21 protein-coding genes are annotated in these 23,123 nt (G+C 45.2%); 6 read left to right on the forward strand and 15 right to left on the reverse strand.

Annotated elements, in window-relative coordinates:
• Positions 1–358: 358 nt before the first annotated feature.
• Positions 359–1,141, reverse strand: coding sequence for a peroxide stress protein YaaA (gene yaaA, locus NI467_RS12150; protein WP_151206384.1), 783 nt, complete (start codon positions 1,139–1,141; stop codon positions 359–361).
• A 124-nt stretch (positions 1,142–1,265) separates the two neighbouring features.
• Between yaaA and NI467_RS12155 the strand changes: the two genes are divergently transcribed.
• Entirely contained in the window at positions 1,266–1,898 is a 633-nt protein-coding gene (locus tag NI467_RS12155) for an alpha/beta hydrolase (RefSeq protein WP_151204465.1), read from the forward strand.
• 69 nt (positions 1,899–1,967) lie between these two features.
• On the opposite strand, the gene NI467_RS12160 is transcribed toward NI467_RS12155, so the two are convergent.
• The 4 genes from NI467_RS12160 to pheA form a co-directional block, all read right to left on the reverse strand.
• Entirely contained in the window at positions 1,968–2,333 is a 366-nt protein-coding gene (locus NI467_RS12160; RefSeq protein ID WP_151204464.1) for a hypothetical protein, read from the reverse strand.
• 100 nt (positions 2,334–2,433) lie between these two features.
• Positions 2,434–4,680 (reverse strand): bifunctional prephenate dehydrogenase/3-phosphoshikimate 1-carboxyvinyltransferase, encoded by a 2,247-nt coding sequence (locus NI467_RS12165; protein WP_151206386.1) that lies wholly within the window; start codon positions 4,678–4,680, stop codon positions 2,434–2,436.
• A gap of 3 nt (positions 4,681–4,683) precedes the next feature.
• Complete coding sequence (gene hisC, locus NI467_RS12170) at positions 4,684–5,775, reverse strand: histidinol-phosphate transaminase (protein ID WP_151205143.1); 1,092 nt, start codon at positions 5,773–5,775, stop codon at positions 4,684–4,686.
• Positions 5,776–5,840: 65 nt separating this feature from the next.
• A complete protein-coding gene (gene pheA, locus NI467_RS12175; RefSeq protein ID WP_151206388.1) occupies positions 5,841–6,950 on the reverse strand; it encodes a prephenate dehydratase in 1,110 nt (369 codons plus the stop codon).
• 489 nt (positions 6,951–7,439) lie between these two features.
• Here pheA and NI467_RS12180 point away from each other — a divergent pair, with 489 nt between their 5' ends.
• Positions 7,440–7,958 carry a DJ-1/PfpI family protein gene (locus NI467_RS12180; RefSeq protein ID WP_151205145.1) on the forward strand — a complete coding sequence of 173 codons (519 nt, stop codon included), beginning with the start codon at positions 7,440–7,442 and terminating at the stop codon, positions 7,956–7,958.
• Between the two features lie 113 nt (positions 7,959–8,071).
• Here NI467_RS12180 and NI467_RS12185 read toward each other — a convergent pair whose 3' ends face one another.
• Positions 8,072–9,214 (reverse strand): acyl-CoA dehydrogenase family protein, encoded by a 1,143-nt coding sequence (locus tag NI467_RS12185; protein ID WP_151205146.1) that lies wholly within the window; start codon positions 9,212–9,214, stop codon positions 8,072–8,074.
• 163 nt (positions 9,215–9,377) lie between these two features.
• Positions 9,378–10,721 carry a dicarboxylate/amino acid:cation symporter gene (locus NI467_RS12190; protein ID WP_151205147.1) on the reverse strand — a complete coding sequence of 448 codons (1,344 nt, stop codon included), beginning with the start codon at positions 10,719–10,721 and terminating at the stop codon, positions 9,378–9,380.
• A gap of 428 nt (positions 10,722–11,149) precedes the next feature.
• Here NI467_RS12190 and NI467_RS12195 point away from each other — a divergent pair, with 428 nt between their 5' ends.
• Positions 11,150–12,151 (forward strand): glycosyl transferase family protein, encoded by a 1,002-nt coding sequence (locus NI467_RS12195; RefSeq protein WP_253153188.1) that lies wholly within the window; start codon positions 11,150–11,152, stop codon positions 12,149–12,151.
• Positions 12,152–12,437: 286 nt separating this feature from the next.
• On the opposite strand, the gene NI467_RS12200 is transcribed toward NI467_RS12195, so the two are convergent.
• The 3 genes from NI467_RS12200 to NI467_RS12210 form a co-directional block, all read right to left on the reverse strand.
• The gene (locus NI467_RS12200) at positions 12,438–12,602 is read right to left on the reverse strand and encodes a hypothetical protein (RefSeq protein WP_253153190.1); all 165 of its coding nucleotides are present in this window, start codon (positions 12,600–12,602) and stop codon (positions 12,438–12,440) included.
• Positions 12,603–12,766: 164 nt separating this feature from the next.
• On the reverse strand, positions 12,767–13,039 hold the full coding sequence (locus tag NI467_RS12205) for a YeaC family protein (protein WP_151205149.1): 273 nt from the start codon (positions 13,037–13,039) through the stop codon (positions 12,767–12,769).
• Positions 13,040–13,041: 2 nt separating this feature from the next.
• A complete protein-coding gene (locus NI467_RS12210) occupies positions 13,042–13,980 on the reverse strand; it encodes an NAD(+) kinase (RefSeq protein ID WP_151205150.1) in 939 nt (312 codons plus the stop codon).
• A gap of 472 nt (positions 13,981–14,452) precedes the next feature.
• Between NI467_RS12210 and mrcB the strand changes: the two genes are divergently transcribed.
• Together mrcB and NI467_RS12220 are read left to right on the forward strand one after the other, a co-directional pair.
• Positions 14,453–16,840, forward strand: a complete 2,388-nt coding sequence (gene mrcB / locus NI467_RS12215; RefSeq protein ID WP_253153192.1) for a penicillin-binding protein 1B — start codon at positions 14,453–14,455, stop codon at positions 16,838–16,840.
• A 14-nt stretch (positions 16,841–16,854) separates the two neighbouring features.
• Positions 16,855–17,400, forward strand: a complete 546-nt coding sequence (locus tag NI467_RS12220) for a tetratricopeptide repeat protein (RefSeq protein WP_253153194.1) — start codon at positions 16,855–16,857, stop codon at positions 17,398–17,400.
• 40 nt (positions 17,401–17,440) lie between these two features.
• On the opposite strand, the gene NI467_RS12225 is transcribed toward NI467_RS12220, so the two are convergent.
• Complete coding sequence (locus NI467_RS12225; RefSeq protein ID WP_253153196.1) at positions 17,441–18,340, reverse strand: NUDIX domain-containing protein; 900 nt, start codon at positions 18,338–18,340, stop codon at positions 17,441–17,443.
• A gap of 138 nt (positions 18,341–18,478) precedes the next feature.
• Here NI467_RS12225 and hemP point away from each other — a divergent pair, with 138 nt between their 5' ends.
• Entirely contained in the window at positions 18,479–18,649 is a 171-nt protein-coding gene (hemP, locus tag NI467_RS12230) for a hemin uptake protein HemP (RefSeq protein WP_151205563.1), read from the forward strand.
• A gap of 64 nt (positions 18,650–18,713) precedes the next feature.
• On the opposite strand, the gene NI467_RS12235 is transcribed toward hemP, so the two are convergent.
• From NI467_RS12235 to NI467_RS12250, 4 genes are all read right to left on the reverse strand, one after another.
• Complete coding sequence (locus tag NI467_RS12235) at positions 18,714–20,060, reverse strand: ATP-binding protein (protein WP_253153197.1); 1,347 nt, start codon at positions 20,058–20,060, stop codon at positions 18,714–18,716.
• Between the two features lie 2 nt (positions 20,061–20,062).
• Positions 20,063–20,728 carry a response regulator transcription factor gene (locus tag NI467_RS12240; RefSeq protein WP_151205561.1) on the reverse strand — a complete coding sequence of 222 codons (666 nt, stop codon included), beginning with the start codon at positions 20,726–20,728 and terminating at the stop codon, positions 20,063–20,065.
• Between the two features lie 135 nt (positions 20,729–20,863).
• The gene (locus NI467_RS12245) at positions 20,864–21,229 is read right to left on the reverse strand and encodes a NirD/YgiW/YdeI family stress tolerance protein (protein WP_151205562.1); all 366 of its coding nucleotides are present in this window, start codon (positions 21,227–21,229) and stop codon (positions 20,864–20,866) included.
• A 91-nt stretch (positions 21,230–21,320) separates the two neighbouring features.
• Positions 21,321–23,078, reverse strand: coding sequence for a GspE/PulE family protein (locus NI467_RS12250; RefSeq protein WP_253153205.1), 1,758 nt, complete (start codon positions 23,076–23,078; stop codon positions 21,321–21,323).
• Positions 23,079–23,123 lie beyond the last annotated feature (45 nt).

Genomic DNA, 23,123 nt, shown 5'->3' on the forward strand with positions numbered 1-23,123 from the left:
CGAGGCAAAAGACTGGGATTAAGATTCAATTTAATTGCGGGAATCTATAACTTGGAGCTGAGTAAAAAATGACTTATGAAAGAAATCTATTTTAGAATTTAAATACCTGTAAAATCCATTCCAATATAAACCATTAAAACCCTATTCATTTTATCTGTATTGAGTCTCCAAAAAAATCCTTCAAATACAGTACATAATTTCCTATATTAATAATATTTATACAGTATTAAGGATATTGTTCTTGGCACTGTTTGATCTAACGATATTTAACAGCTTCCTATAAATCAGCTATTTATTTAACTTAAGCTCACTCCACTTGATACAAATACCGTTAAAGTAGAGTGAGCCGATTCTGAAATTAGCGATCTAATTGTTCATCACGTTTAAAGACCAATTCGCCTTTTAAAGAACTGTCCGCATCAAAATAATAACCTTCACTATTAAAAGCTTTAAGCTCTTCAATCCGTTCAATTTTATTTTCCAGAATAAAACGAGCCATGAGACCACGGGCTTTTTTAGCATAAAAACTAATGATCTTATATTTTCCATTTTTCTGATCTAGAAATACCGGCTTAATGATGTGTGCCTGAATCTGGCTTTCCTTGACGGACTTGTAATACTCATCTGAAGCAATATTGACCAATAACTCTGAATTGGCCGCTGCCAGATCAGCATTAATCTGATCAGTAATGATACTGCCCCAGAAGTCATACAGGTTATGACCGCGTGTGTTTGCCAGTTTGGTTCCCATTTCAAGACGATAAGGCATCATTAAATCTAGGGGGCGTAACAGGCCATATAACCCGGACAACATGCGTAAATGTATCTGGGCATGAGCAAGCTCGGCATCACTCAGATTATAAGCATCCAGGCCGGTGTAGACATCGCCTTTAAAGGCAAAAATCGCCTGTCGGGCATTCGACAAGTTAAAATCGGGCTGCCAGTCACGAAAACGCTCTACATTTAACTGGGCAATTTTTTCACTCACACTCATTAATGTGGCGATTTCTGAAGCAGATAACTTACGACTAAGGTCGACAAGCTCTTGTGAATGCTCAAGCAATCTTGGTATGGTAAAAGAATCTGTCGGTAAATTTGAAGCATAATCGAGGGTCTTTGAAGGAGAAATGAGTGCAAGCATGGTTAACCTGGTTAAAAAGTGATTAATCACACTATATCAGCCAACTTATTTTAATTCCAATGCATGTTTTTACTGACCACAATCGTTAAAATAAGCCACACTCCTGTAATGAATCGATTCTCCCATGTCCGAGCAAATTTTCCTTCAGGGTCCTGTGGGACAACTTGAAGTTTTTGTGGATTATCCTCAAGGTGAAGTGAAAGGATTCGCGGTTGTTTGCCACCCTCATCCATTGCAAGGTGGTACTCCACAGCACAAAGTTCCAGTTCTGTTAACACAAATGTATCTGGAACGCGGCTGTGTAGTTTATCGTCCAAGTTTCCGTGGCTCTGGTCAAAGTGAAGGTCTGCATGACGATGGCTATGGCGAAACGGATGATGTATTGGAAATTATCCGGTACGCACGTGAGCAGCACACTGGCCTACCCTTTTATGCAGGCGGTTTTAGCTTCGGTGCCCATGTTATTGCGAAAAGCTATGCTGCACTGCCTGTAGAGCTACAGCCAAGTCAAACCATTTTATGCGGCTTACCCACTGCAACTGTTGCAGGTATTCGTCACTATGAAACTCCGCATATTAAAGGGGATATTTTATTCATTCATGGCGAAGCGGATGATATTACCCTATTATCCGACATGATGGCGTGGGCCAAACCGCAACGTCATCTAGTGACGGTTTTACCCGGAGCAAACCATTTTTTTACCGGCTATCTCAAACAATTGCGGATCGCCATGGCCCGTTTTCTGACTTTAGGCTAATTTTAAAAAAACCTCATATCAGATGAGGTTTTTTATATCTCTCCGGCATTTTATGATCCGGCTTCTCGATTAGTCTTTCCATTCAAAACCACTAAAGCCTTCCTGTTCTTTTAATGAAGCCTCTACAGCCTGCGCCAGCTGATTCAGCAAGCTCCGCTCGGCAATACGCTCTAGCCAGTCCTGTTCTTCATCAGGATAGGATGCAATCTCACAAATAAAGTGTCCTTCACTGTCCTGGGTCTCACAGCTGACAGAAAGCGGCAGTTCATGATCTTCAACCGCAACCGCCACCTGCCCTCCACTTTGTGGCAAGGTCTGAAAACCATATTTACCCAGTTCACCAGCAAGCAATTGCGCGATGTATTGCTGAGTTTTATGATGATCCTGTAATTGCTGCTGACCTTGAGCATGGGCCATAAATTTTAATATTCGCATCACTACTTCCAAATGGCTTTTTTCTTGTATGGGTTTAGCATAAGCCAATATAAATAAAACAGCCAAGCAAAAGCTTGGCTGTTTTACACAAATTCAGAAATTATTCTGTTACGTCAATCGTCAGACCTGCTTGAGCAGTTAATTGAGTAAAGGTCGGGAAGCTGGTTGCCACCGTTTCAGTCCCAATAATCTTGATCACACCCGAATTACGCAGACCTGCAATCGAGAAGCTCATGGCAATGCGATGGTCATGATGTGATTCAATTTCCCCGCCTTCAAAGATAGCTGACCAGTCGCCTGACTTGCCTTTACCTTCGATAATGATGCCATCTTCTGTTGGCGTACAGTCAATCCCCATTGTTTGCAAACCATCAGCCATGACCTGGATACGGTCTGATTCTTTTACCCGTAGCTCAGCAGCACCCGTCAGGATAGTGCGGCCTTCAGCACAAGCTGCAGCGATGAATAGCGCAGGAAATTCATCAATCGCCAGAGGCACTTGATCTTCTGGAATATGAATTCCTTTTAAGGTACGTGTACCACGAATACGAATATCCGCAATCGGTTCACCGCCTGCGATACGTTCATTCTCAACAGTGATGTCCGCACCCATCTGTTTCAGAATTTCAATGATTCCGGTACGTGTCGGGTTAACCCCCACTGCTTCAAGAGTAATATCCGCATTTTCAGTAATAGCGGCGCCCACCATAAAGAAAGCCGCAGAAGAAATATCGGAAGGTACTTGAATATCCGTCCCGACAAGCTTTCCGCCACCTTGTAGGGAAATACGGTTAGCTTCGGTTTTTACTTCATAACCAAAAGCACGCAGCATACGCTCGGTATGGTCGCGCGTTGGTTCAGGCTCTGTGACTGCGGTTTCACCCTCTGCCCACAGGCCTGCCAGCAAAATGCCGGATTTCACCTGTGCCGATGCCATTGGCAAGTCATACTGGATGCCTTTCAGGTTTTGGTTTCCGGTGATAGACACCGGCGGCGTACCGCGTTCACCTGTGGTTTGAATCTGGGCGCCCATTTCACGTAAAGGATTGGCAATACGCTCCATCGGACGTTTAGACAGCGATGCATCACCGGTCATGACTGAATCGAATTTTTGTGCAGCCAGTATCCCCGAAAGAAGACGCATCGAAGTACCCGAGTTCCCCATGTAGATTGCAGACTGCGGTGCTTTCAGACCGTGCATGCCCACCCCATGAATGGTCACTTCACCATTTTTAGGGCCTTCAATACTCACGCCCATATCACGGAATGCCTGCAAGGTTGCCAGTGCATCTTCGCCTTCCAGAAAACCAGTCACATGCGTGGTACCTTCTGCAATGGCACCAAACATGATAGAACGGTGTGACACAGATTTGTCACCAGGCACGCTAAATTTGCCCTGGAATTTTTTGGCACCCGGCTGAATGGTAAATTGTTGTGTCACTTTACTTTTCTCCATGAAAGGTTTCTTGACAAGCATATGATTGAAGTGCTGGCGCGCTGCCTGAGCATGTCCCAACAAACCCATTAATGTCTGGGAGTCTTCCTCTTCAATCAGTTTACGAATAATGGCGAGCTGTGCCTCAAAGCCATCCACGGCGTTGAGTATCGCTTTTTTATTGGCAAAAAAGATGTCATGCCACATCTGTGGGTCACTGGCGGCAATCCGCGAAAAATCCCGAAAGCCTCCCGCAGCATAACGAAAAATGTCTAAATTGTCTTCACGCTTGGCCAGCTGTTCGACCAAGTTAAAGGCCATTAAATGCGGCAAATGACTGGTATGAGCCAGCACTTCGTCATGCTTGTCCACATCCATACAAATAACTTCCGCATGAGCGGCCTGCCAAAGCTGAATCATTTTATCGACAGCCCAGTCTGCACTGGTCGGCAATGGCGTTAAAATGACCTTGTGGTTGGCAAATAAATCGACCTTCCCGGCATGTACACCGGTGTGCTCTGCACCTGCAATAGGATGCCCTGGCACAAAACCGGCTGGAAGCTGCTCACCATATACCGCCTTGGCAGCAGCGACTACATTGGCTTTAGTACTGCCAACATCTGTAATGATGACATTTTCAGCCAGATGAGGCTGAATGGTTTCCAGTACCTTTTGCGTAGCACGAACTGGCAAGGCCAAAACAACCAGATCTGCACCTTGAACTGCCTGTACCGGATCAGTATAACCCGCAGAAATCAGCCCCAGTACTTTGGCATCTTCTAGTGTTTTTTGTGAGCGTGTCGAAGCCACGATGTCATTCGCCAAATGCTCGGCACGAATGACCCGCGCCAGGCTTGAACCAATCAGTCCAAACCCGATAAATGCAACTTTTTCAAACAGTGGCTGCGACATGGTTTACGCTTTAGCCTCTAAGCCGAGTACTTTGGCAAGTGCGCTCAGGAATTTGGCATTTTCTGCTTCGGTTCCAATCGATACACGCAAATGATTTTGAATCCCTACAGGGCGTACAATCACACCCTCTTTCAACAGGCTATTGAATGTTTGTGCCGGATCAGCCTGTATATCAACCAGAATAAAGTTGGCGCGTGAAGGCACGTAATTCAGACCTAAAGCCTGAAAACCTGCTTCAAGCTGAGCCATGCCCGCTTTGTTCGCTTCACGAGATTTTTCAATAAACGCTTCGTCTTTCAGGGCCGCAACAGCAGCGACCATCGCCAAATGGTTAACGTTAAATGGCTGACGAATACGGTTCAGATAATCCGTTACTTCAGCAGAAGCCAGAGCAAAACCTACCCGCAGTGCAGCCAGACCATAGCACTTAGATAAAGTACGACTCACGATCAGGTTTGGATACTGTTTCAGGAATTTCAGACTATTGAAATTTTCCGGGAAATATTCCACATAAGCTTCGTCAAGCACGACGATGACCTTGGCAGGCACTTTTTGCATAAAGCTTTCAAATTCAGCTTCTTCAAACCAGGTGCCTGTCGGGTTATTCGGGTTTGCGATAAAGATCAGCTTGGTATTGTCTTTAATAGCCGCAGCCATCGCATCAAGATCGTGCGAAAAACCTTTTGCCGGGACTTCAATCGCTTCTGCATTAATCGCCTGGGTCACCAGGGCATAGACAGCAAATGCATGCTGGCTATACACCACAGAATCTTGTTCAGAGACAAAAGCTCGGGCAAAAATTTCTAACAGGTCATTTGAACCATTACCTAAAGTAATCTGGTCATGATTAAAACCAAACTGTGCCTTGATCTGGTCTTTTAAAATAAAACCGCCACCATCCGGATAACGGCCAATTTCAGCAATTTCAGCAGCGACAGCTTCTTTGACTTTATCTGAACAACCCAACGGGTTTTCATTAGAAGCCAGTTTCACGATGTCGGTGATACCCAATTCACGCTCAAGCTCACTGATGGGCTTGCCTGGTTGATATGGCTTTAATTTAGAGATGCCTTCATTGGCTGGGACAAATGACATTTTTGAATTCCGATTTACAGATGAAACAGTGACCAATACCCTCGCACTGGCCACAAATGGTTGACTTAAAGTACAGCTTGAGGATATGAACCTAATACCCGAACTTCTTTAACCAGTGGGCGAATTTCTGCAATTGCCGCTTTGACATTTTCCTGTTCAATATGTCCTTCCAGATCAATAAAGAACACATAGGCCCATTTTTCCGGAAGTGCCGGACGGGTTTCAATACTGGTCAGGCTGATATTGTGCTTGGCAAACGGAGTCAGAATTTCCAGCAATGCACCTGCACGGTCATGAGCAGACACCAGTAATGAGGTTTTATCATTACCACTTTGCGGTACTTTTTCACGGCCAATTACCAGGAAACGTGTGGTATTTTCCGGGTTGTCCTCAATATTGCCATGCATGATTTCAAGGCCATAAATATTTGCCGCAATCTCGGACGCAATTGCAGCCGAATGCCATTCATTGCGAATACGGCGTGCTGCTTCGGCATTTGAGCTTAAAGCCACACGCTCCACACCGGGATAGTGCGCATCCAGCCACTTACGACATTGCGCCAAAGTCTGCTGATGGGCATAAATCTGCTTGATACTATCTTTACGAGTATTTTCAGAAATCAGGAATTGATGATGGATTGGCAGTTCCACTTCGCCAATCACATTCAGGTTCGATGTTTTAAAGCAATCCAGCGTATGGTTCACTACACCTTCAGACGAGTTTTCAACTGGTACCAGACCATAATGGGCACCTCCCGCTTCTACTTCGCGGAAAACTTCATCAATGGTCGGCAATGGACGCACCACTGCATCGTGTCCAAAATGTTTAAGTACTGCCGAGTGCGTATATGTTCCTACCGGCCCCAAAAAGGCAATACTTTGTGGCGCTTCAAGGGCTAGACAGGCTGACATAATTTCACGGAACAGGCGTGCCATGGTGGTATCTGACAATGGACCTTCGTTACGCTCCATAACATTACGCAATACCTGCGCTTCACGTTCCGGACGGTAAAACAGTGGATTCTCTTCCAAAGCGAACTTTGCTTTCGCTACTGCTTCAGCCAAACGTGCACGGCGGTTAATCAATTGCTGGATTTGCTGATCAACAGAATCGATATCTTCACGAATGTTAGCCAAATCTAGAGAAGTCGTGGTGTCTTGATCGTCGTTGATCATTATTATATCGCCCTTCATAAACCTTATCTGTTCCAGTATAACAATAGTCAGCTGCAAATGTTACGCAATATAACTTTATTGGATTAAGTTTTAAAAACAGTCATTTGTTTTTAACCGCTTATCGGTTTTCGTCATATCTGGTAACACTCATGGCAGCCTTTTCACTGCATTTACATTATTAAATTGTAAATTTGGTCTGCCCATCTTAACTGATTTTAAGCAAGATGAAATATCACTATTTCTGAATCTTGATAACTTTTTTAAGCATAAGAAAATTAAAAATAAAGCAAACTCACCTCACCCATTCCTGCCCCAGTGACTTGCTGGACTGTTCACAATATTAAGCACATGCTCATCAAGGTATTTACCCACTTTTGCTTGATTTAGCTTAACTTTTTTACAGTAAAATACTGATCGCTTACAAAGCAGAGACGTTTTTTTAACCTTAAGTCGCTAGTCTGATTTGAAACGAGGATTGGGGTGTTTATCATGCCAAAAAGAATAGCTGTACTGGTGACGAACAATTTTGATGATCAGGAATATCTGGAACCTGTGGAAGCCTTACGCGCAGCCCAGCATACTATCTGCAATATTGAACTACGTGCAGGCAAGGTGGTTTATGGCTTGCATGGTGGTCTAGCCGTCACTATTGACCGTAGTATTGAACAGATCAGTATTGATGATTTTGATGCCTTACTCATTCCCGGGGGTGAGTCTCCGCTTGCACTGGCCCATGATGTTCGGGTGCTGCATTTTATTCAGGCTTTTAATCAGGCCAGAAAAACCATTTTTAGTCTGTGCGATGCTTCATTATTACTCAGTGAAGCCGATGTATTAAAAAACCGGATGATTACCAGTATCCGTGCCCATGCACTACGCGTACAGTATGCAGGAGCAACTTATTATGATGCCGAACTGGTCAACGATAATAATCAGCTGATTTCATCACGGGTTCCCAACGACTTGCCCATTTTTATTCACGAATGCCTGAATGTACTTAAATCTTAAAACAATAATATATTGATACTCTCCAGATTTTCACATCCTGTTTTCCCCTTGGATTTTTAAATATTTCCCCTATAAAAAAAGAGTTCATAACGAACTCTTTTTTCACTTGAAACTTACCGTCCCAGCAGACCTCGTGCCACAATTTCCTTCATAATTTCATTGGTCCCCCCATAGATTCGCTGAATACGCGCATCCACAAAGAAACGGGAAATTGGATATTCCGTCATATAGCCATAACCACCGAACAACTGAAGCAGATTATCAGCCACTTTCATCTGCATATCGGTCGAGAAGCTTTTTAAGGCTGCTGCGGTTTCAACATCCAGTTTGCCCTGCATATAAAGCTCGACATTCTGATTATAGAATGCAGCAGTTGCCAGCTCATCAATTTTGGCCTGAGCCAGTACAAAACGGGTATTCTGGAACTGGGCAATAGCCTGACCAAAAGCCTGACGCTCTTTGACATATTGTGTGGTGACATCAATAGAACCGCGTATTGCACCCAGGGCAGTTGCTGCAATGGCAGTACGTTCACGTGGCAATTCCTGCATTAAATAGGCAAAACCCTGACCCGGCTGGCCCAGCAACTGATCTTTGGGCACTTTGACCTGATCAAAGAACAGCTCTGAAGTATCCTGAGAATGCAAACCAATTTTTTCCAGATTGGTGCCTTTTTTAAAGCCCTCCAGATGGGTATCGACTAATAGCAGTGAGACTCCTTTCGCACGTGCCTGCGGGTCGGTTTTTACCGCCAGCACCACCAGATCTGCATGTTGCCCGTTTGAAATAAAGGTTTTGGAACCATTTAATAAATAATGATCATCTTGCAAAATCGCATGCGTGCGTATGGCTTGCAAGTCTGAGCCTGCACCCGGTTCGGTCATCCCAATGGCACCCACCACTTCACCCGTCACCATTTTAGGTAACCAGTATTTTTTCTGTTCTTCTGATCCAATATGCAGAATATAAGGCGCAGCAATATCTGAATGACACGACAACCCGGTGGAAATTGCGCTATAGCCTGCCCGTGCAGACTCTTCAATCAGCATCAGGGAATAATGCGTCGGCACTCCATAACCGCCATACTCTTCCGGCACATCTACGCACAGGAAACCATTTTCGCCCATCGCATGCCAGACTGAACGCGGTATCATGCCTTCGCGCTCCCATTGTGCATAATGCGGGGCAACATGTTCATTCATAAAACGTTTAAAGTTATCGCGAAATAATTCCAGGTCAGCATCATAGGCCAGCATTCTTTTATCCTTATGGCGTTTATCATTATATCCCGAGCACAGACTAACTATTTTTAAAGCCACTGTCATGTGCTGAAGCTGACTTTTTCCCAAACTCCTGAGTCAATAAGTTTTTCCCATAAAAAAAGGAAGCCGTAGCTTCCTTTTCTATCCAGACAGCGCATTAATTTGCTTGTGGGCCGTCCTGTAGCATTTGTTTATCAATTTCAGCCGGATTTGCCAGCGCCCAATCCAGTTTTTCTTTATCCAGCTGGCCTACCCATTTTGCAACCATTAAAGTTGCCAGAGAGTTACCCACCAGGTTGGTCAAGGCACGTGCTTCAGACATAAAGCGGTCAATACCCAAGATTAAGGCCAGACCGGCAACTGGAATATGACCTACCGCAGACAGCGTTGCAGCCATAACAATAAAGCCGGAACCTGTGACCCCTGCTGCACCTTTCGATGAAATCAAGAGTACCAGCAGCAAAGTGATCTGATGTGAAAGATCCAGCTGGGTATTGGTCGCTTGCGCAATGAAGATTGCCGCCATGGTCAGGTAGATTGAGGTTCCGTCCAGGTTAAACGAATAACCGGTTGGAATAACCAGACCCACCACAGATTTTTCTGCACCTGCCAGCTCGAGTTTTTTCAGCATACGTGGCAGCACCGATTCTGAAGATGACGTTCCCAGAACAATGAGCAGCTCTTCACGGATCAGACGGATCATTTTCATGATGCTAAAGCCGCCAATACGTGCAATCGTACCTAGAACAATAAAGATAAACAGGAGACAGGTAATATAGAAGCAGATAATCAGCTGTGCCAACTGCGCCAGTGAACTGATGCCGTATTTACCGATGGTAAAGGCCATCGCACCGAAAGCACCAATTGGAGCAAGCTTCATCACCATATTCACGATGTTAAAGAATACATGCGAGATCTGATCAATGAATTTCAGGACTGGCTTGCCTTGGGTGCCCAGCTTATGCAATGCAAAACCGAACATGATGGCAAATAACAGAACCTGTAAAATTTCGCCTTCTGCAAATGCACCCACGACTGTATTTGGAATAATATTCATCAGGAAGTCGATGGTAGACTGTGACTCACCTGAGGCTACATATTTACTAATTCCACTGCTATCAAGTGAGGCAGGATCAACGTTCATGCCCACACCCGGCTTGGCAATATTAATCACCAGCAGACCGATAACCAGTGCAATGGTCGATACGATTTCAAAGTAAAGTAAAGCAACCCCACCGGTTCTACCGACTGACTTCATACTTTCCATACCCGCGATACCACTCACGACCGTACAGAAAATCACGGGTGCAATGATCATTTTGATCAAACGAATAAATGCATCACCTAAAGGTTTTAGCTGCTCACCCAGGCCCGGAACATACTGTTCTACGCCATTGATGATTTGTGTACCACTTGGTGAAAAATGTCCTACCAAAATACCTGCGATAATGGCTACAATCACTTGGAAATAAAGTGATTTATAAATTGGTTGTTTCGCCATAACAAATCTACTTGAACGATGTTTCAATAAAAACAAACAAAAAAATGCACTTTTTTAAGCGCACGACCTGCCCACTCTGGCAAAAGAGTGAAATTCAACCAAATATTCATTCAGTCAAAATAGCGTTTCACAATTGTGAAACGCCAATGCTCTCATCTGATGCTTAGCATCCGACGAAAGTATGAGAACGGGAGAAAGAGATTAAGAAAAATTAAACACACTCTAAGGATTGGTTAAATTTTACCGAATAATTAGCCTGAATGTGTAGAGGTAAATACACATTTGGTCACTTTTTGGGCGAGACCCAATTAGACCTTAGTCGATAGTGAACTATATATTCCGGTTTATCGTATACTGAAATCCATCTCCAGATGAGTTGACATATTTCTTATCTTAATGATCATTTTTCAGGGCATGCCGAGTAAGTTATGAATAGCAAAAGAAATATTTATAAAGATTTTGAACATCCTTTTGCCCAGTTTGTACGGATTATTGGGAAAGGAAAAAATGGCGCACGCTCTTTAAGTTATGAAGAAGCCTACCAGGCTTTTAGCATGATCTTGAAAGATGAAGTACTGGATGTTCAACTGGGAGCCTTCTTGATGCTGCTTCGGGTCAAAGAAGAGTCGGTAGATGAGCTGGCCGGGTTTGTAAACGCCATTCGTGATCAGCTTCATTTTAAAGCCCTGGAAGTTGATCTGGACTGGTCCTCTTATGCAGGTAAGCGCAAGCATTATCCGTGGTTTATTCTGTCTGCCTTAACTTTGGCCAAGCATGGCTACAAGATAGTCATGCATGGTGCTTCCGGGCATACAATGAACCGGATCTATACTGAGCAGGTCCTGACTTACTTAGGCTATCCAATCTGTCAGGATGATCAGGACGTGGAGCAACAGCTTCAGCAACAGCATTTTGCTTATCTCCCCCTCGAGGTTATTTCACCGATTCTGGCCGATTTAATTGCATTACGTAATATTATGGGCCTACGCTCCCCGATTCATACTTTGGCACGCCTGATCAATCCCTTTAACGCCAAAGCCACTTTACAGGCCATTTTCCACCCGGCTTATCGCAGTTCACATCAACAGGCTGCATTTAAACTGGGCTATCAGAACAGTGCGGTCATTAAAGGTGAAGGGGGCGAGTTCGAACGCAATCCGGATGCCAGAACTTTAATCTGCGGGATTAAAAATGGCGAACTTTATGAGCATGAATTGCCTAAATTGACTGATAACCGCAGTCCAACTGAGGAAGAGCTGGATCTGGAGGTTTTCAAAGCAGTTTGGGAGGGCAGGGAGCAGCATGACTATGGGGAAATGGCGGTGACTGAAACCATGGGGATTGCGCTCTATACCATGGGTGTATGTGACAGCTATGCGGCCGCTATGCAGCAAGCGAAAACTCTGTGGGCGCAGCGCCATCCACTATAAAGTTTTTCCTTAATTTAACGGCGAATCGGCTCCTGTGCTAACAGCCTGCTGTAATCTGAACTGGCTGACATAAAGTGTGATGCCAACGTATAGAAACAGCAGCAGGTTTGCCGGGAAGTTAATCTTTCGGCCGCCCCATTATTCAGCTCAAAATAAACTGTGAGTTGAAGATCCTGTTTATGACCTTCTCATGAATATTCCAGTGAGCAAAAAACATCAGGTACGGCTTCCCCTTCAGCACACCCTGATAAATTCCAATCATCTTGACGAAACAATCAGCATTTTTTTATTCAGTATCCTCTGGCCAAAATTGCGGCTGCTTACAGGCAGCAAAACGTTGATACTCTAGCCTGATGCCGAGCAGCTCCTGCATAAGCTGTAAGGCAGTGCCCGTCCATTTCTGGATAAAGACGACCTGGAGCAGGAAGAGCTGAATTATTATGACAATCATCTGAACTTTGAATTAGCTGATGAGATTAGCCAGTTTGAAGATGGGTAGCCGGTCAACATCTTGCATGGAAAGTTAAGCCTGGATCTCTGCGCCCATAAAAAAAGCATTGTGAATATCACAATGCTTTTTAGCTTTCAACACTTCTTTAAAAATGTCGGGCCAGATTATACAAAACGGATCGGCTTGAATTCTGGTTCATTTTTGTGATGATCATCATCACATTGCTCGCCTTCCTCTTTGGTCCCGCGGTCAATATAGCCACTACGCTCAGTTTCCGGCAGATGCTTAATTTCCCAGGCATAGACGGCTTGCATACAGGTCTGGCGCTGTTCTTCGGTTAATGCCACACCATTTGGCCATTTTCCAATCTCAATTGCTGTTCTCAGGCGCTCAACAATTTCAGGATTGAGTACGGCAAGCATTTGTTCAATATTCATGTTTAATCCTGCTTAAAATAATCAAAGTCCTGGTTCCAGCCCAGTTTGGTTCGACACGCATTATAGAAGTCATAACCTGGCGGATGCAGAAGATTCAGTTTAAATGGATGCTTACGAATATGGACGCTATCGTCAATATTCAAAGACACGCTGTGTTGTCCATCCGCACTCACCATCGGCAGTACGCGATTTTCACGAATTAGTAATTTCACTTCGCTATGTCCCCCCACCACAATCGGTCGGGAAGATAAAGTATGTGGATGCATAGGCACTAACACAATGGCATCCATACTTGGATTCAAAATGGGTCCACCACCTGACAAGGCATAAGCAGTTGAGCCGGTTGGAGTCGCTACAATCAGGCCATCACTGTGCTGACGGTAGACATACTGTCCATCAATATTCAGCTCAAAATCGATCATATGTACCGATTTACCCGAGTGTAAAACAATATCATTCAGGGCAATGGCATCGTAAATAATTTCGCCTTTGGAGCGGATTTCCACTTCTAGCAGAAAACGGCGTTCGGTCTGAAAATCCCCTTTTAACACCTGATCCAGCTTAAAGATCACTTCTGTAGGCTTGATATCAGTGAGAAAACCCAAACGTCCACGGTTTACTCCGATGACCGGGGTATTGTACTTGACCAGTGCACGTGCTGCATGCAGCAGTGAACCATCACCGCCTACCACAATCACCAGATCGACCACTTCACCCAGTAAGGCCCGGCTGACCGTTTGCGTATTCTGATAAGGCACCAGCTCAGCAGTATCAGCATCAAATACCGGATGCAGACCGAGGTTTAGCAGATGATCATGGATAAGACATAAGGTTTCAACCACAGATGATTTATCAGGACGTCCTATTAACCCGATATTTCGAAATGTCTTATGGGAAATTTGCACCAGTATCGTCGCTCCATTACGAATCTTCGCTATCATAACATTAAGCCATACCCGGTTGACAATTTATAAAGCAGGCTGATTATGTCTTCGTTTCTTTGATATATATTTAAGATCTGTTGACACTTTATCTATGTGTGCGACCTTAAGAAAGATATCGCGCAAGATTTTTTAGCTGATATCAGGCCTGAGTTCAAAGACTTAGCCATTTTAAAGGAATATCCCATAAACGAGATAGCAGCAAAAAACAGGTTTGTCCTGAAAGGCCATAGCGAAGACGCTCTCGGCTTTCGCTATAAAACTTGGCAAGTCTCGTTATTTCCTTCATTTCATGCCTGGTGTGCTCGGTTTTAGTTACAGCACACTGCATGTATAAAGTGTCAACAGTCTCCAATTAAGGAGAAATTGTGGTTTTAGATTTTAATTTTAATCACAATACTTGAATAATTATTGCAAAATAATGAAAAGCTTCGCATGATTAGCACAATTTCACAGGATCTTATCATTATTTATGAAGTCTGAACGTGGCCTGGGTCTGCTCGCCTTACTCTTCTCCATTCTCGTCATTTCCGCCTTCGTTGCTTTTAGTATCTATTTGATTCGTCTAGATAATATAGTACGCGACAAGTTTGAAGGCCAGCGCTGGGATATTCCGGCCAAAGTATTTGCACGCCCGATGGAAGTTTATGTCAATGCGCCAGTCAGCCAGCAGGACGTACAGCAAGAATTAAAACTATTAGGCTATAAAAACTCTGACAGCTATGCCAAATCGGGCAGCTTTGTCAGTACGGGGAATATCTTATATGTACATACCCGTGGCTTTGATTTTGGTGACCGGGTTGAACCGGAACAAGTCCTAAAAGTCAGCTTCAACGGCGAACAGATCAGTGATGTCAGTGCAACCAAGCCTTCCAGCTCAGGAATTGCCCGTTTAGAACCTTTATTAATCGGCGGTATTTATCCGCAGCATAATGAAGACCGGGTTCTGATTAAGCTTAATAAGGTTCCTAAACCGCTGATTGAAGCACTCATTGCCACGGAAGACCGTAACTTCTACCATCATCATGGGGTGTCGCCGCGTGGTATTGCCCGTGCGGTGGTCAGCAATATTACCGGGGGTAAACGTCAGGGTGGTTCAACCCTGACCCAGCAACTGGTCAAGAACTTCTATCTCACCCCTGAACGCACCTTAAAGCGTAAGGTGAATGAAGCCTTTATGGCCATGCTGATTGAGTTGCACTACAGTAAAGATGAAATTCTGGAAGCCTATTTAAATGAAGTAAATCTGGGCCAAAACGGGAGTTATTCTATTAATGGTTACGGTCTGGCCTCACAGTTCTATTTTGGCCTTCCTCTACGTGAATTAAATATCTCCCAGCAAGCATTTCTGGTCGGTCTGGTCCAGGGCCCGAGTTTATATAACCCGTGGCGTAATCCAGAAGCTGCTAAAAAGCGTCGTGATATTGTCTTGAACAATATGCAAGTCATGGGTTATCTGACTCAGGAACAGTATGAAACTGAAACGGCACGTCCGCTGAATGTGATTGCCAAGCCGACCTTAGGTCCGGCGCGCTTCCCGGATTTTCTTGACATTGTGCGTCGTCAGCTGCGTACCGATTATCAGGAAGCCGATCTGACCAATCAAGGCCTGCGGATTTTCACGACGCTTGATCCACTGGCACAAATGCGCATTCAGGAGAGTTTCAAAAATACGGTAGGCAGTTTAAGTAAATCCAATCCGCGTCGCCTGAAAGATTTACAGGGCGCTGTTTTGGTGGCACATCCTGAAAATGGTGAGCTGGTCGCAGCTGTCGGGTCTACTCAGGATTTTACCGGCTTTAACCGTGCGCTGGATGCCAAGCGTCAGGTCGGTTCTTTATTGAAACCGGTCATTTATCTCACTGCTCTGGAGTCTAACCGCTATCACTGGGCCAGCCAGATTGAGGATAGCCAGCTCAGTATCCAAAGTGATGGCAAAGCCTGGACTCCTAAAAACTATAGTGGGCGTGAATATGGTGTGGTGCCGATGGTACAAGCCCTGTCTCAATCCTATAACCTGTCTACGGTACGTTTAGGACAAGAATTCGGTCTATCCTCCTTTATCAATCATCTGAAAAAATTTGGTGTGAGCTCGGATATTCCGCCTTATCCATCCATCTTTTTAGGTGCAGTCGATCTGTCACCGATGGAAGTGATGAACATTTATGGCAACTTCGCGACTGGCGGCTTTAAATATCCGGTCAAAGCGATTCGTTCAGTGGTGGATGCCAATGGCAAATCTCTGGATCGCTATAGCCTGGATGTACAGCCGACAATTAATCCGGCATCGGCCTATGCGCTGAATTATGGCTTGCAGCAGGTTATGAATAGCGGGACTGGCCGTGCAGCCTATAACAGCCTGCCACGTAGCCTGAATCTGGCCGGAAAATCGGGAACCACCAACGACACACGTGACTCCTGGTTTGCAGGGTATTCCGGTAACTATATGGCTGTGGTCTGGTTGGGCTTAGATGATAACAAGACAACCGGTTTAACCGGCTCTTCGGGTGCCCTGCCGGCTTGGACCAATGTGATGAAGCAGCTGCGTCAAAAACCGGTTAATCTGGCACAACCGAATGAGATTCAATGGCACTGGCTAGACCGCTATACAGGACAGTTATCTGCACAAGGTTGTGAAGGTGCCATGTATATTCCAATCTCCAGCCATGCCATACCGAATCAGGCTACGGCGTGTGGTATATCGCACTATGCCACTGAACCTTATACCATTGACTCAGAACCTGCTGAAACTGAAGAAATGGATGAAATCAGCCGCTATATACAAGAAACTGAAACAGAAATAGAACGTGATCTGTCTAGCGAAACCCGTATTATCTCGAGTGGAAGTTATAGTCAATAATTGAGCCTGTCATCATGTTAGATAAAGTCATTCCTGGTCTGCTCATTCTCGGTCTGGTGGGCTGCCAGACCATTTCCGAACCGGAGCAGCCTCTTACCCCGGCTAAACCGGCACAGGAGCAGCCGAAAGTTGCCACACCAGATGGTGTGGTGATTCGTCCTTATGACCGCCCGGAAATTAAACGTCAAAAGATTATCCTTCCTGAGCAGAAACCACAGGCACAAAAATTTAATGATGGCCGCAATCTGCCTGCCTTTAAAAAGCTGATGCAACAAACCCAGCAAGCGTATAGCAAGCAGCAGTTTGCTCAGGCTGAAACCACTGTATTGCAAGCCCAGCGTCTGGCACCTCAAGCGCCTGAAACCTATCTCTATCTGGGAATGATTGCCAACCGCACCAACCAGCCCGCCCGCGCCGATGCTTTTGCTTTGCGTGGTCTGAGTTATGCCCAGTCCAAGGCCATGAAAAAGCAGCTCTGGCAAGTTCGCCTGAAAGCGGCTCAACAGCAGAAAAATAGCACAGCCATTCAGCAAGCCCGCCAGGCCCTCAGCAAATATTAGGGCCTGCCTTGTCAACTACTGAACGCTGTATGTGAATGTCTTACATATGGCGAATTCCGGCAATGCCATAAGCATGTTGAGCTTGTGCATAGCTCAGATCTTCCGCTTTCATCCCGCCAAGGGCAAATACCGGAATTTGTACCTGTTCTGCCATCTCCATGAACTGTTCCCAGCCGAGTGCAGGGGTATCGGGATGTGTCGCTGTGACCAGCACTGGACTGAGTAAAGCCGCTTCACAGCCAATCTGCTGCGCCTGGATTAATGCCTTCAAGTCATGACAGGCAGCAATATAGCGGTAACCACAGTGAAGCTCCCCTTTTTGCAAGGCCATTAATTGCGACTGTTTTAAATGAATGCTGCGAATGGTGTGCTGCTGTAATTCATTCAATTGCTCCCACATAGCCTGATTAACAATCAATTTAGATAGCTGCTCAATCGGCAGTTGTTGCAGTTGCATTACTCGCTCAGGACTGGCCTCTACCCGCCAATACAGCATTTGATTGGCCTCAAGATGATTTAAAACATTCAGGTCGTCAGAAATTTTTATTCTCTGTGGCCATTGCAGCTTTTGAATCATGGCCTGATTGGCTTTAGGAAAATTCAGCTGGCTGAGCTGTTCACGACGATACCAGCCCCAAGGTGCTTTAATATGCGCCAACTGTTCAGATGACACCGAGCTATGGAAAATATGTAAATTGACAATGACATCTTCATATTCATGCAAAATAAAATCAAACGCATGCCAGACATCTAGATCAATTCCCACCTCTTCAAGAACCTCACGTCGACATGCCTCAAGCGGTGATTCACCTTGCTCTACTTTACCGCCTGGAAATTCAGACTTGTTCCCCTGATGTTGCTCGGCTTCACGCCAGCCAACCAGGATCTGATTTTGATAAAACAAGATTGCAATTGCGACATGAATGGTAGGTTTAGACATAATATGATGAACCATGAAAGTTTTACAGATTGTAAGCAAATTAGAGCTTTTTATAAATTATTCAATATTCCGTTGACAGACCAATTTGATAATGATTATCATTTAAACCAATCCAAAATACACCACGGAGTCGATGGAATGAATGCACCATTTAGCTTGTTTACTCGCAATACCGAAACTCACCATACCTTGCCCATGCTGCACTCAAATAATCTTTTTGCTCTTGGCCGTGAAATCCGAATCATGCATGCTGGTGAGGAATACCGTTTGCGCCTGACTCGCAACAACCGACTCATTCTTACGAAATAATTAGCATAGTGCAATAATAACCAACGTGGGAACAAGCAGTATGAATCAGCGCCTACTGCTTTTTTTATTGGCGTGACTTTAAATTCTGCACCTGACCTGCAAAGCTTAATGACACTTTCAGCCCGCCCAAATCTGAGGCTGCATAATCTATTCTGGCAGCATGCAGCTGCATAATCTTTTGACAAATAGACAGGCCCAAGCCTGAACCTTGCGTTTGAGTGCCCAAGGCACGATAGAAACGCTCACCCAAACGTTCTATAACTTCAGCCGCCATACCCTCACCTGAATTTTCGATCAGCAACTGGATCTGCTGTTGCTGGATATTGGTTCGAATGTCCACCTGTCCTTGGACTGGTGTGTAACGGATGGCATTATCCAGCAGATTGCGGATACAACTAAAAATAAGTTCTGCATTGGCTTCAATCACGGCATCTTCAAGCCATAAATTCCAATGGATGTTTTTTTCCTGAGCCACTGGTTGTAAGGCTTGCAAAGCATCCTGAACCAGAAGTTTAAGATTGACAGCCTGTTTGGGTAGTTGTTCTGCCCGCTCCGGATCGAGTCGTGCCAGCAAGAGCAGATTTTCCAGTACCAGCGTGCCGCGATTGACATCATTTTGGATCAGCTGCAAGGCATGAGCTAATGATGCATCATCCTGATATTGACGTTTCAGCACCTGTAAGCGCATCTGAATCGCAGAAAGTGGCGAACGCAGTTCATGGGAAGCATCTGCGGTAAAACGCTGTTCGGCAGTCAGTGATTTTTCCAGCCGGCCGAGCATGGCATTCAACTGACGTACAATCGGCTGCAGCTCCGTAATTTCAGGTTCTGGACGATCGATCGGGCTGAGATCCTGAGCAGATTTGAATGCAATGGCCCGGGAAATTTTATTTAACGGCCTTAACTGACGTTTGATCGCAATATATAAAATTAACCATTGTAATAACCATAACACCAGTAAAATACCAAGAAAACTTAAAGTCGTTTGCCAGAGTTCTTCAAAGCGTACCGACAGCGGCTGTACTACCTTAACCTGCAAACCGTCATCTTCAGCGTTAAGAATCCGAATAAAATGGCCTTGTTCATAAGCAAAGTGAAAGCCGTTTTTCTGCACAAGCGGTATTTCAGTTAATAGTTCATGCTCAACCGAAGTGGTAAGAATCTTCTGATCCAGTAATAACGCATACTGGATGTCAAACTGCTCACTAATTTCATCCACCTGGGTATCTTTCATCTGGGTCAGATCGCCCAATAGAAGCTCGGAAATCTGCTGCATCAGGTCATCATGCAGCTGGATCGCCTGATAACTGGAGATTCCCAAAGAGAGCAACCACGCCAACAGCCCTGCCAATATAGAACTGAACAGAGCGTGTTGAATCAACCGGGTTTGCAGGGAAATAGGCGCTGACATAATTATGTTTCCGGTTTATACATGCGATAACCCAAACCGCGAAGGGTTTTAATCATCTGGCTGCCGATTTTTTTACGCAACTGGTAAATAAATACTTCGATGGCATTGCTTTCAATTTCATCGCCCCAAGCATAAAGCGACTCTTCCAGCTGTTCACGGGTGACAATATGTTCAGGCTGCTGCATCAGCTTATACAGAATCTGGAATTCCTTTGCCGTCAGGTTAATATTCTGACCGGCTTTGTGCAGGGTCTTGGCCTGAGTGTCGAGACTGAGATCCTGCCAGTGCAGAATATGATTCGGAGTTTGCTGTCGAAGTCTGAGCTGGGCGCGCACCCGGGCCGACAACTCTTCCAGACTAAAAGGTTTGACCAGATAATCATTGGCGCCTAAATCCAGCCCTTCTACCCGATCATCAATACTGTCTTTGGCGGTAATAAAAATAACCGGAGTATCTTTCTGTCGACTGCGCAAATTTTTAAGAATCTCATCTCCGTTGGCCTTCGGCAGACCACGATCCAGTAAAATGCAGTCATACTGGTGCTGCTCAATTGCCAGAATCGCATGATCACCGCGCTCGACCCGGTCAATCACATAGCCATCCATCTCCAGCCAGGTCTGGATACTGTCTGCCTGAGAGGAGTCATCTTCCGCCAAAAGAATACGCATACTCTGCTCCATTTGCTTCCTTGTTCTATCTTGCCTTGAAAAAGTTACAGACTCAAAAAAACCACATGCTTTTTGGTAACTTGCATGTGGTTTTTTGTTGCTGTGTTCAAGCTGGTTCCAGCAAATCAGGCGATATTAGAAACGAACCTGGTCAACCTCAATTTCAACACGTTTGGCCGGTTTATAATCAATATCGATTTCACCTGTGATGATTACCGGTGTTTTGGCTGAAATTGGTTTGCCCTGCCAAAGTTCGTCATCAATCTCAACCGTAATGGTTCCGGTGCTGTCACGGAACTGGTATTTTTCATCACCGACTGCTTTGACTACATACCCTTTCAGCTGGACCTTGCTGTCATCTTTCATGGCCAGCGCCTGTTTGACCGTAGTCGATTGAGCAAAAGCGGCCTGATTCACAGCGGTGTCACTACTTGCTATCGTAGCGGTGGCAATAGAACCCATCAATGCAGCTGCCAGAACTGTATTTATCATCATTTTCATTGCAGTTACCTCTTTAAAGTTACCTTATTTCGATGATGCTATTAAAACAGCCGAAGATGAATTGAATCTGAAGATGGCTTCATTTTTAAAATTAAGTTAAAGGCACGACTCTCAGGACTTCTTCCAGTGTGGTCACACCTTCCAGAATCTTACGTGCCCCGGCAATTCTGAGCGGCTCTACTCCTTCCTTTTTCGCCTGCTGACGCAACTGGTTCAGGTTCGCATCGGCCCCGATCAGCTGTTTGGTGGCCAGACTCAATGGCATAAACTCATAAATCCCGATACGGCCTTTGTAGCCGGTATGCCGGCATTCTTCGCAGCCCACCGCGTTAAAGACAAATTCCGGTCGTGGCAAAGGATAATCCGTGGCTAGATGTTGCCATTCCTGTTCATTCAGGAAGCTTTCCTGCTTGCAATGCGGGCATAGTTTTCGTACCAGACGTTGGGCTAGAACACCCAGGATCGTTGCGGCAGTCAGAAAGGGTTGCACCCCCAGATCGTGCAAACGGGTCAGACTCGACGGCGCATCATTGGTATGCAAGGTAGACAGCACCAAGTGACCGGTCAGTGCCGCCTGAATCGCCATATTGGCAGTGTCCTGATCACGGATCTCCCCCACCATGATAATGTCAGGGTCCTGACGCATCAGTGCACGCACCCCGTCCGCAAACCCCAAATCGATGCCGTTATTAACCTGCATCTGGTTAAAGCTCGGCTCCAGCATCTCGATCGGATCTTCAATGGTGCAGACATTCACCTGCTCCGTCGCCAGCTGCTTCAAGGTTGAATATAAGGTGGTGGTTTTACCGGAACCCGTTGGCCCGGTCACCAGAATAATGCCATGACTGTGGTTGGTCAGATTATTCCAGTCATTGAGCAAATGCCCTTCAAAACCGAGTTGCTGAAAACTCCTGACCAGCACTTCCGGATCGAAAATACGCATCACCAGTTTTTCACCAAATGCCGTCGGCAAAGTTGACAGACGCAGTTCAGTTTCCTGTCCTTTGGGTGTCCGGGTTTTTAGACGACCATCTTGTGGTTTACGTTTTTCCGCTACATTCATCCGGCCCAGAATCTTGATCCGGGAAATGACCGCAGTCAAGGTATTGGCCGGCATGTTATAAATGGTATGCAGTACACCATCAATTCGAAAACGAATCTTGCCCGTATCTTTGCGCGGCTCCATGTGAATATCACTGGCGCCCTGTTCAAAGGCAAATTGCAGCACCCAGTCTACCAGTTTGACAATATGCTGGTCATTGGCATCCGGGTTTTGTGAATCGCCCAGCTGTAATAAGGCTTCTACGCCTTTATTTTCCCGGTCATAGGCTGATGATTTCTGTGAGCCGCTGACAGCGCGACTGACCTGATAATATTCAGTAATATAACGTTGTAGCTGTTCCGGATTTAGCAGTACCCGTTGTATTTTTTTCGGGGAAATATTCTGCTCGAGATTCGACACCCATTCAGTTTTATAAGGCTGATCCGTGGCAATCAGGACTTTGTCTGCCTGAATCTCTACCGCCAAAATATGGTTGCGTACGGCATACTCCTGTGACATAACATGGGTCAATGCCTGTACGTCCGCTTTTAAAGGATCAATGATATAGAACATTAATCCGGTTTTTTCTGCCAACCACTGACATAGACGGTTTAATGTAAGGGTGCTTTGAGGATGAGACTGATCGACCAGATTAAAATGTGCAATCCATTGCAAAGGATGCCATTTAATCTGCTCACGCTGGCGATGGGTGGTCTGAACCCGCATCCGGTCGCGTTCAGCTATTTTGCCATCTTTTAATAACTGGTCTAAGCACCAGCCTGTATCAATTTCAAAATCAAAGTTCATGTTTTATTGCTCCCCAAAGCAGTATTCACTATAACAAGTTTTTCT

It is taken from the genome of Acinetobacter sp. S4397-1 (assembly GCF_024129285.1).
In the GTDB taxonomy this organism is placed as follows: Bacteria; Pseudomonadota; Gammaproteobacteria; order Pseudomonadales; family Moraxellaceae; genus Acinetobacter; species Acinetobacter lwoffii_C.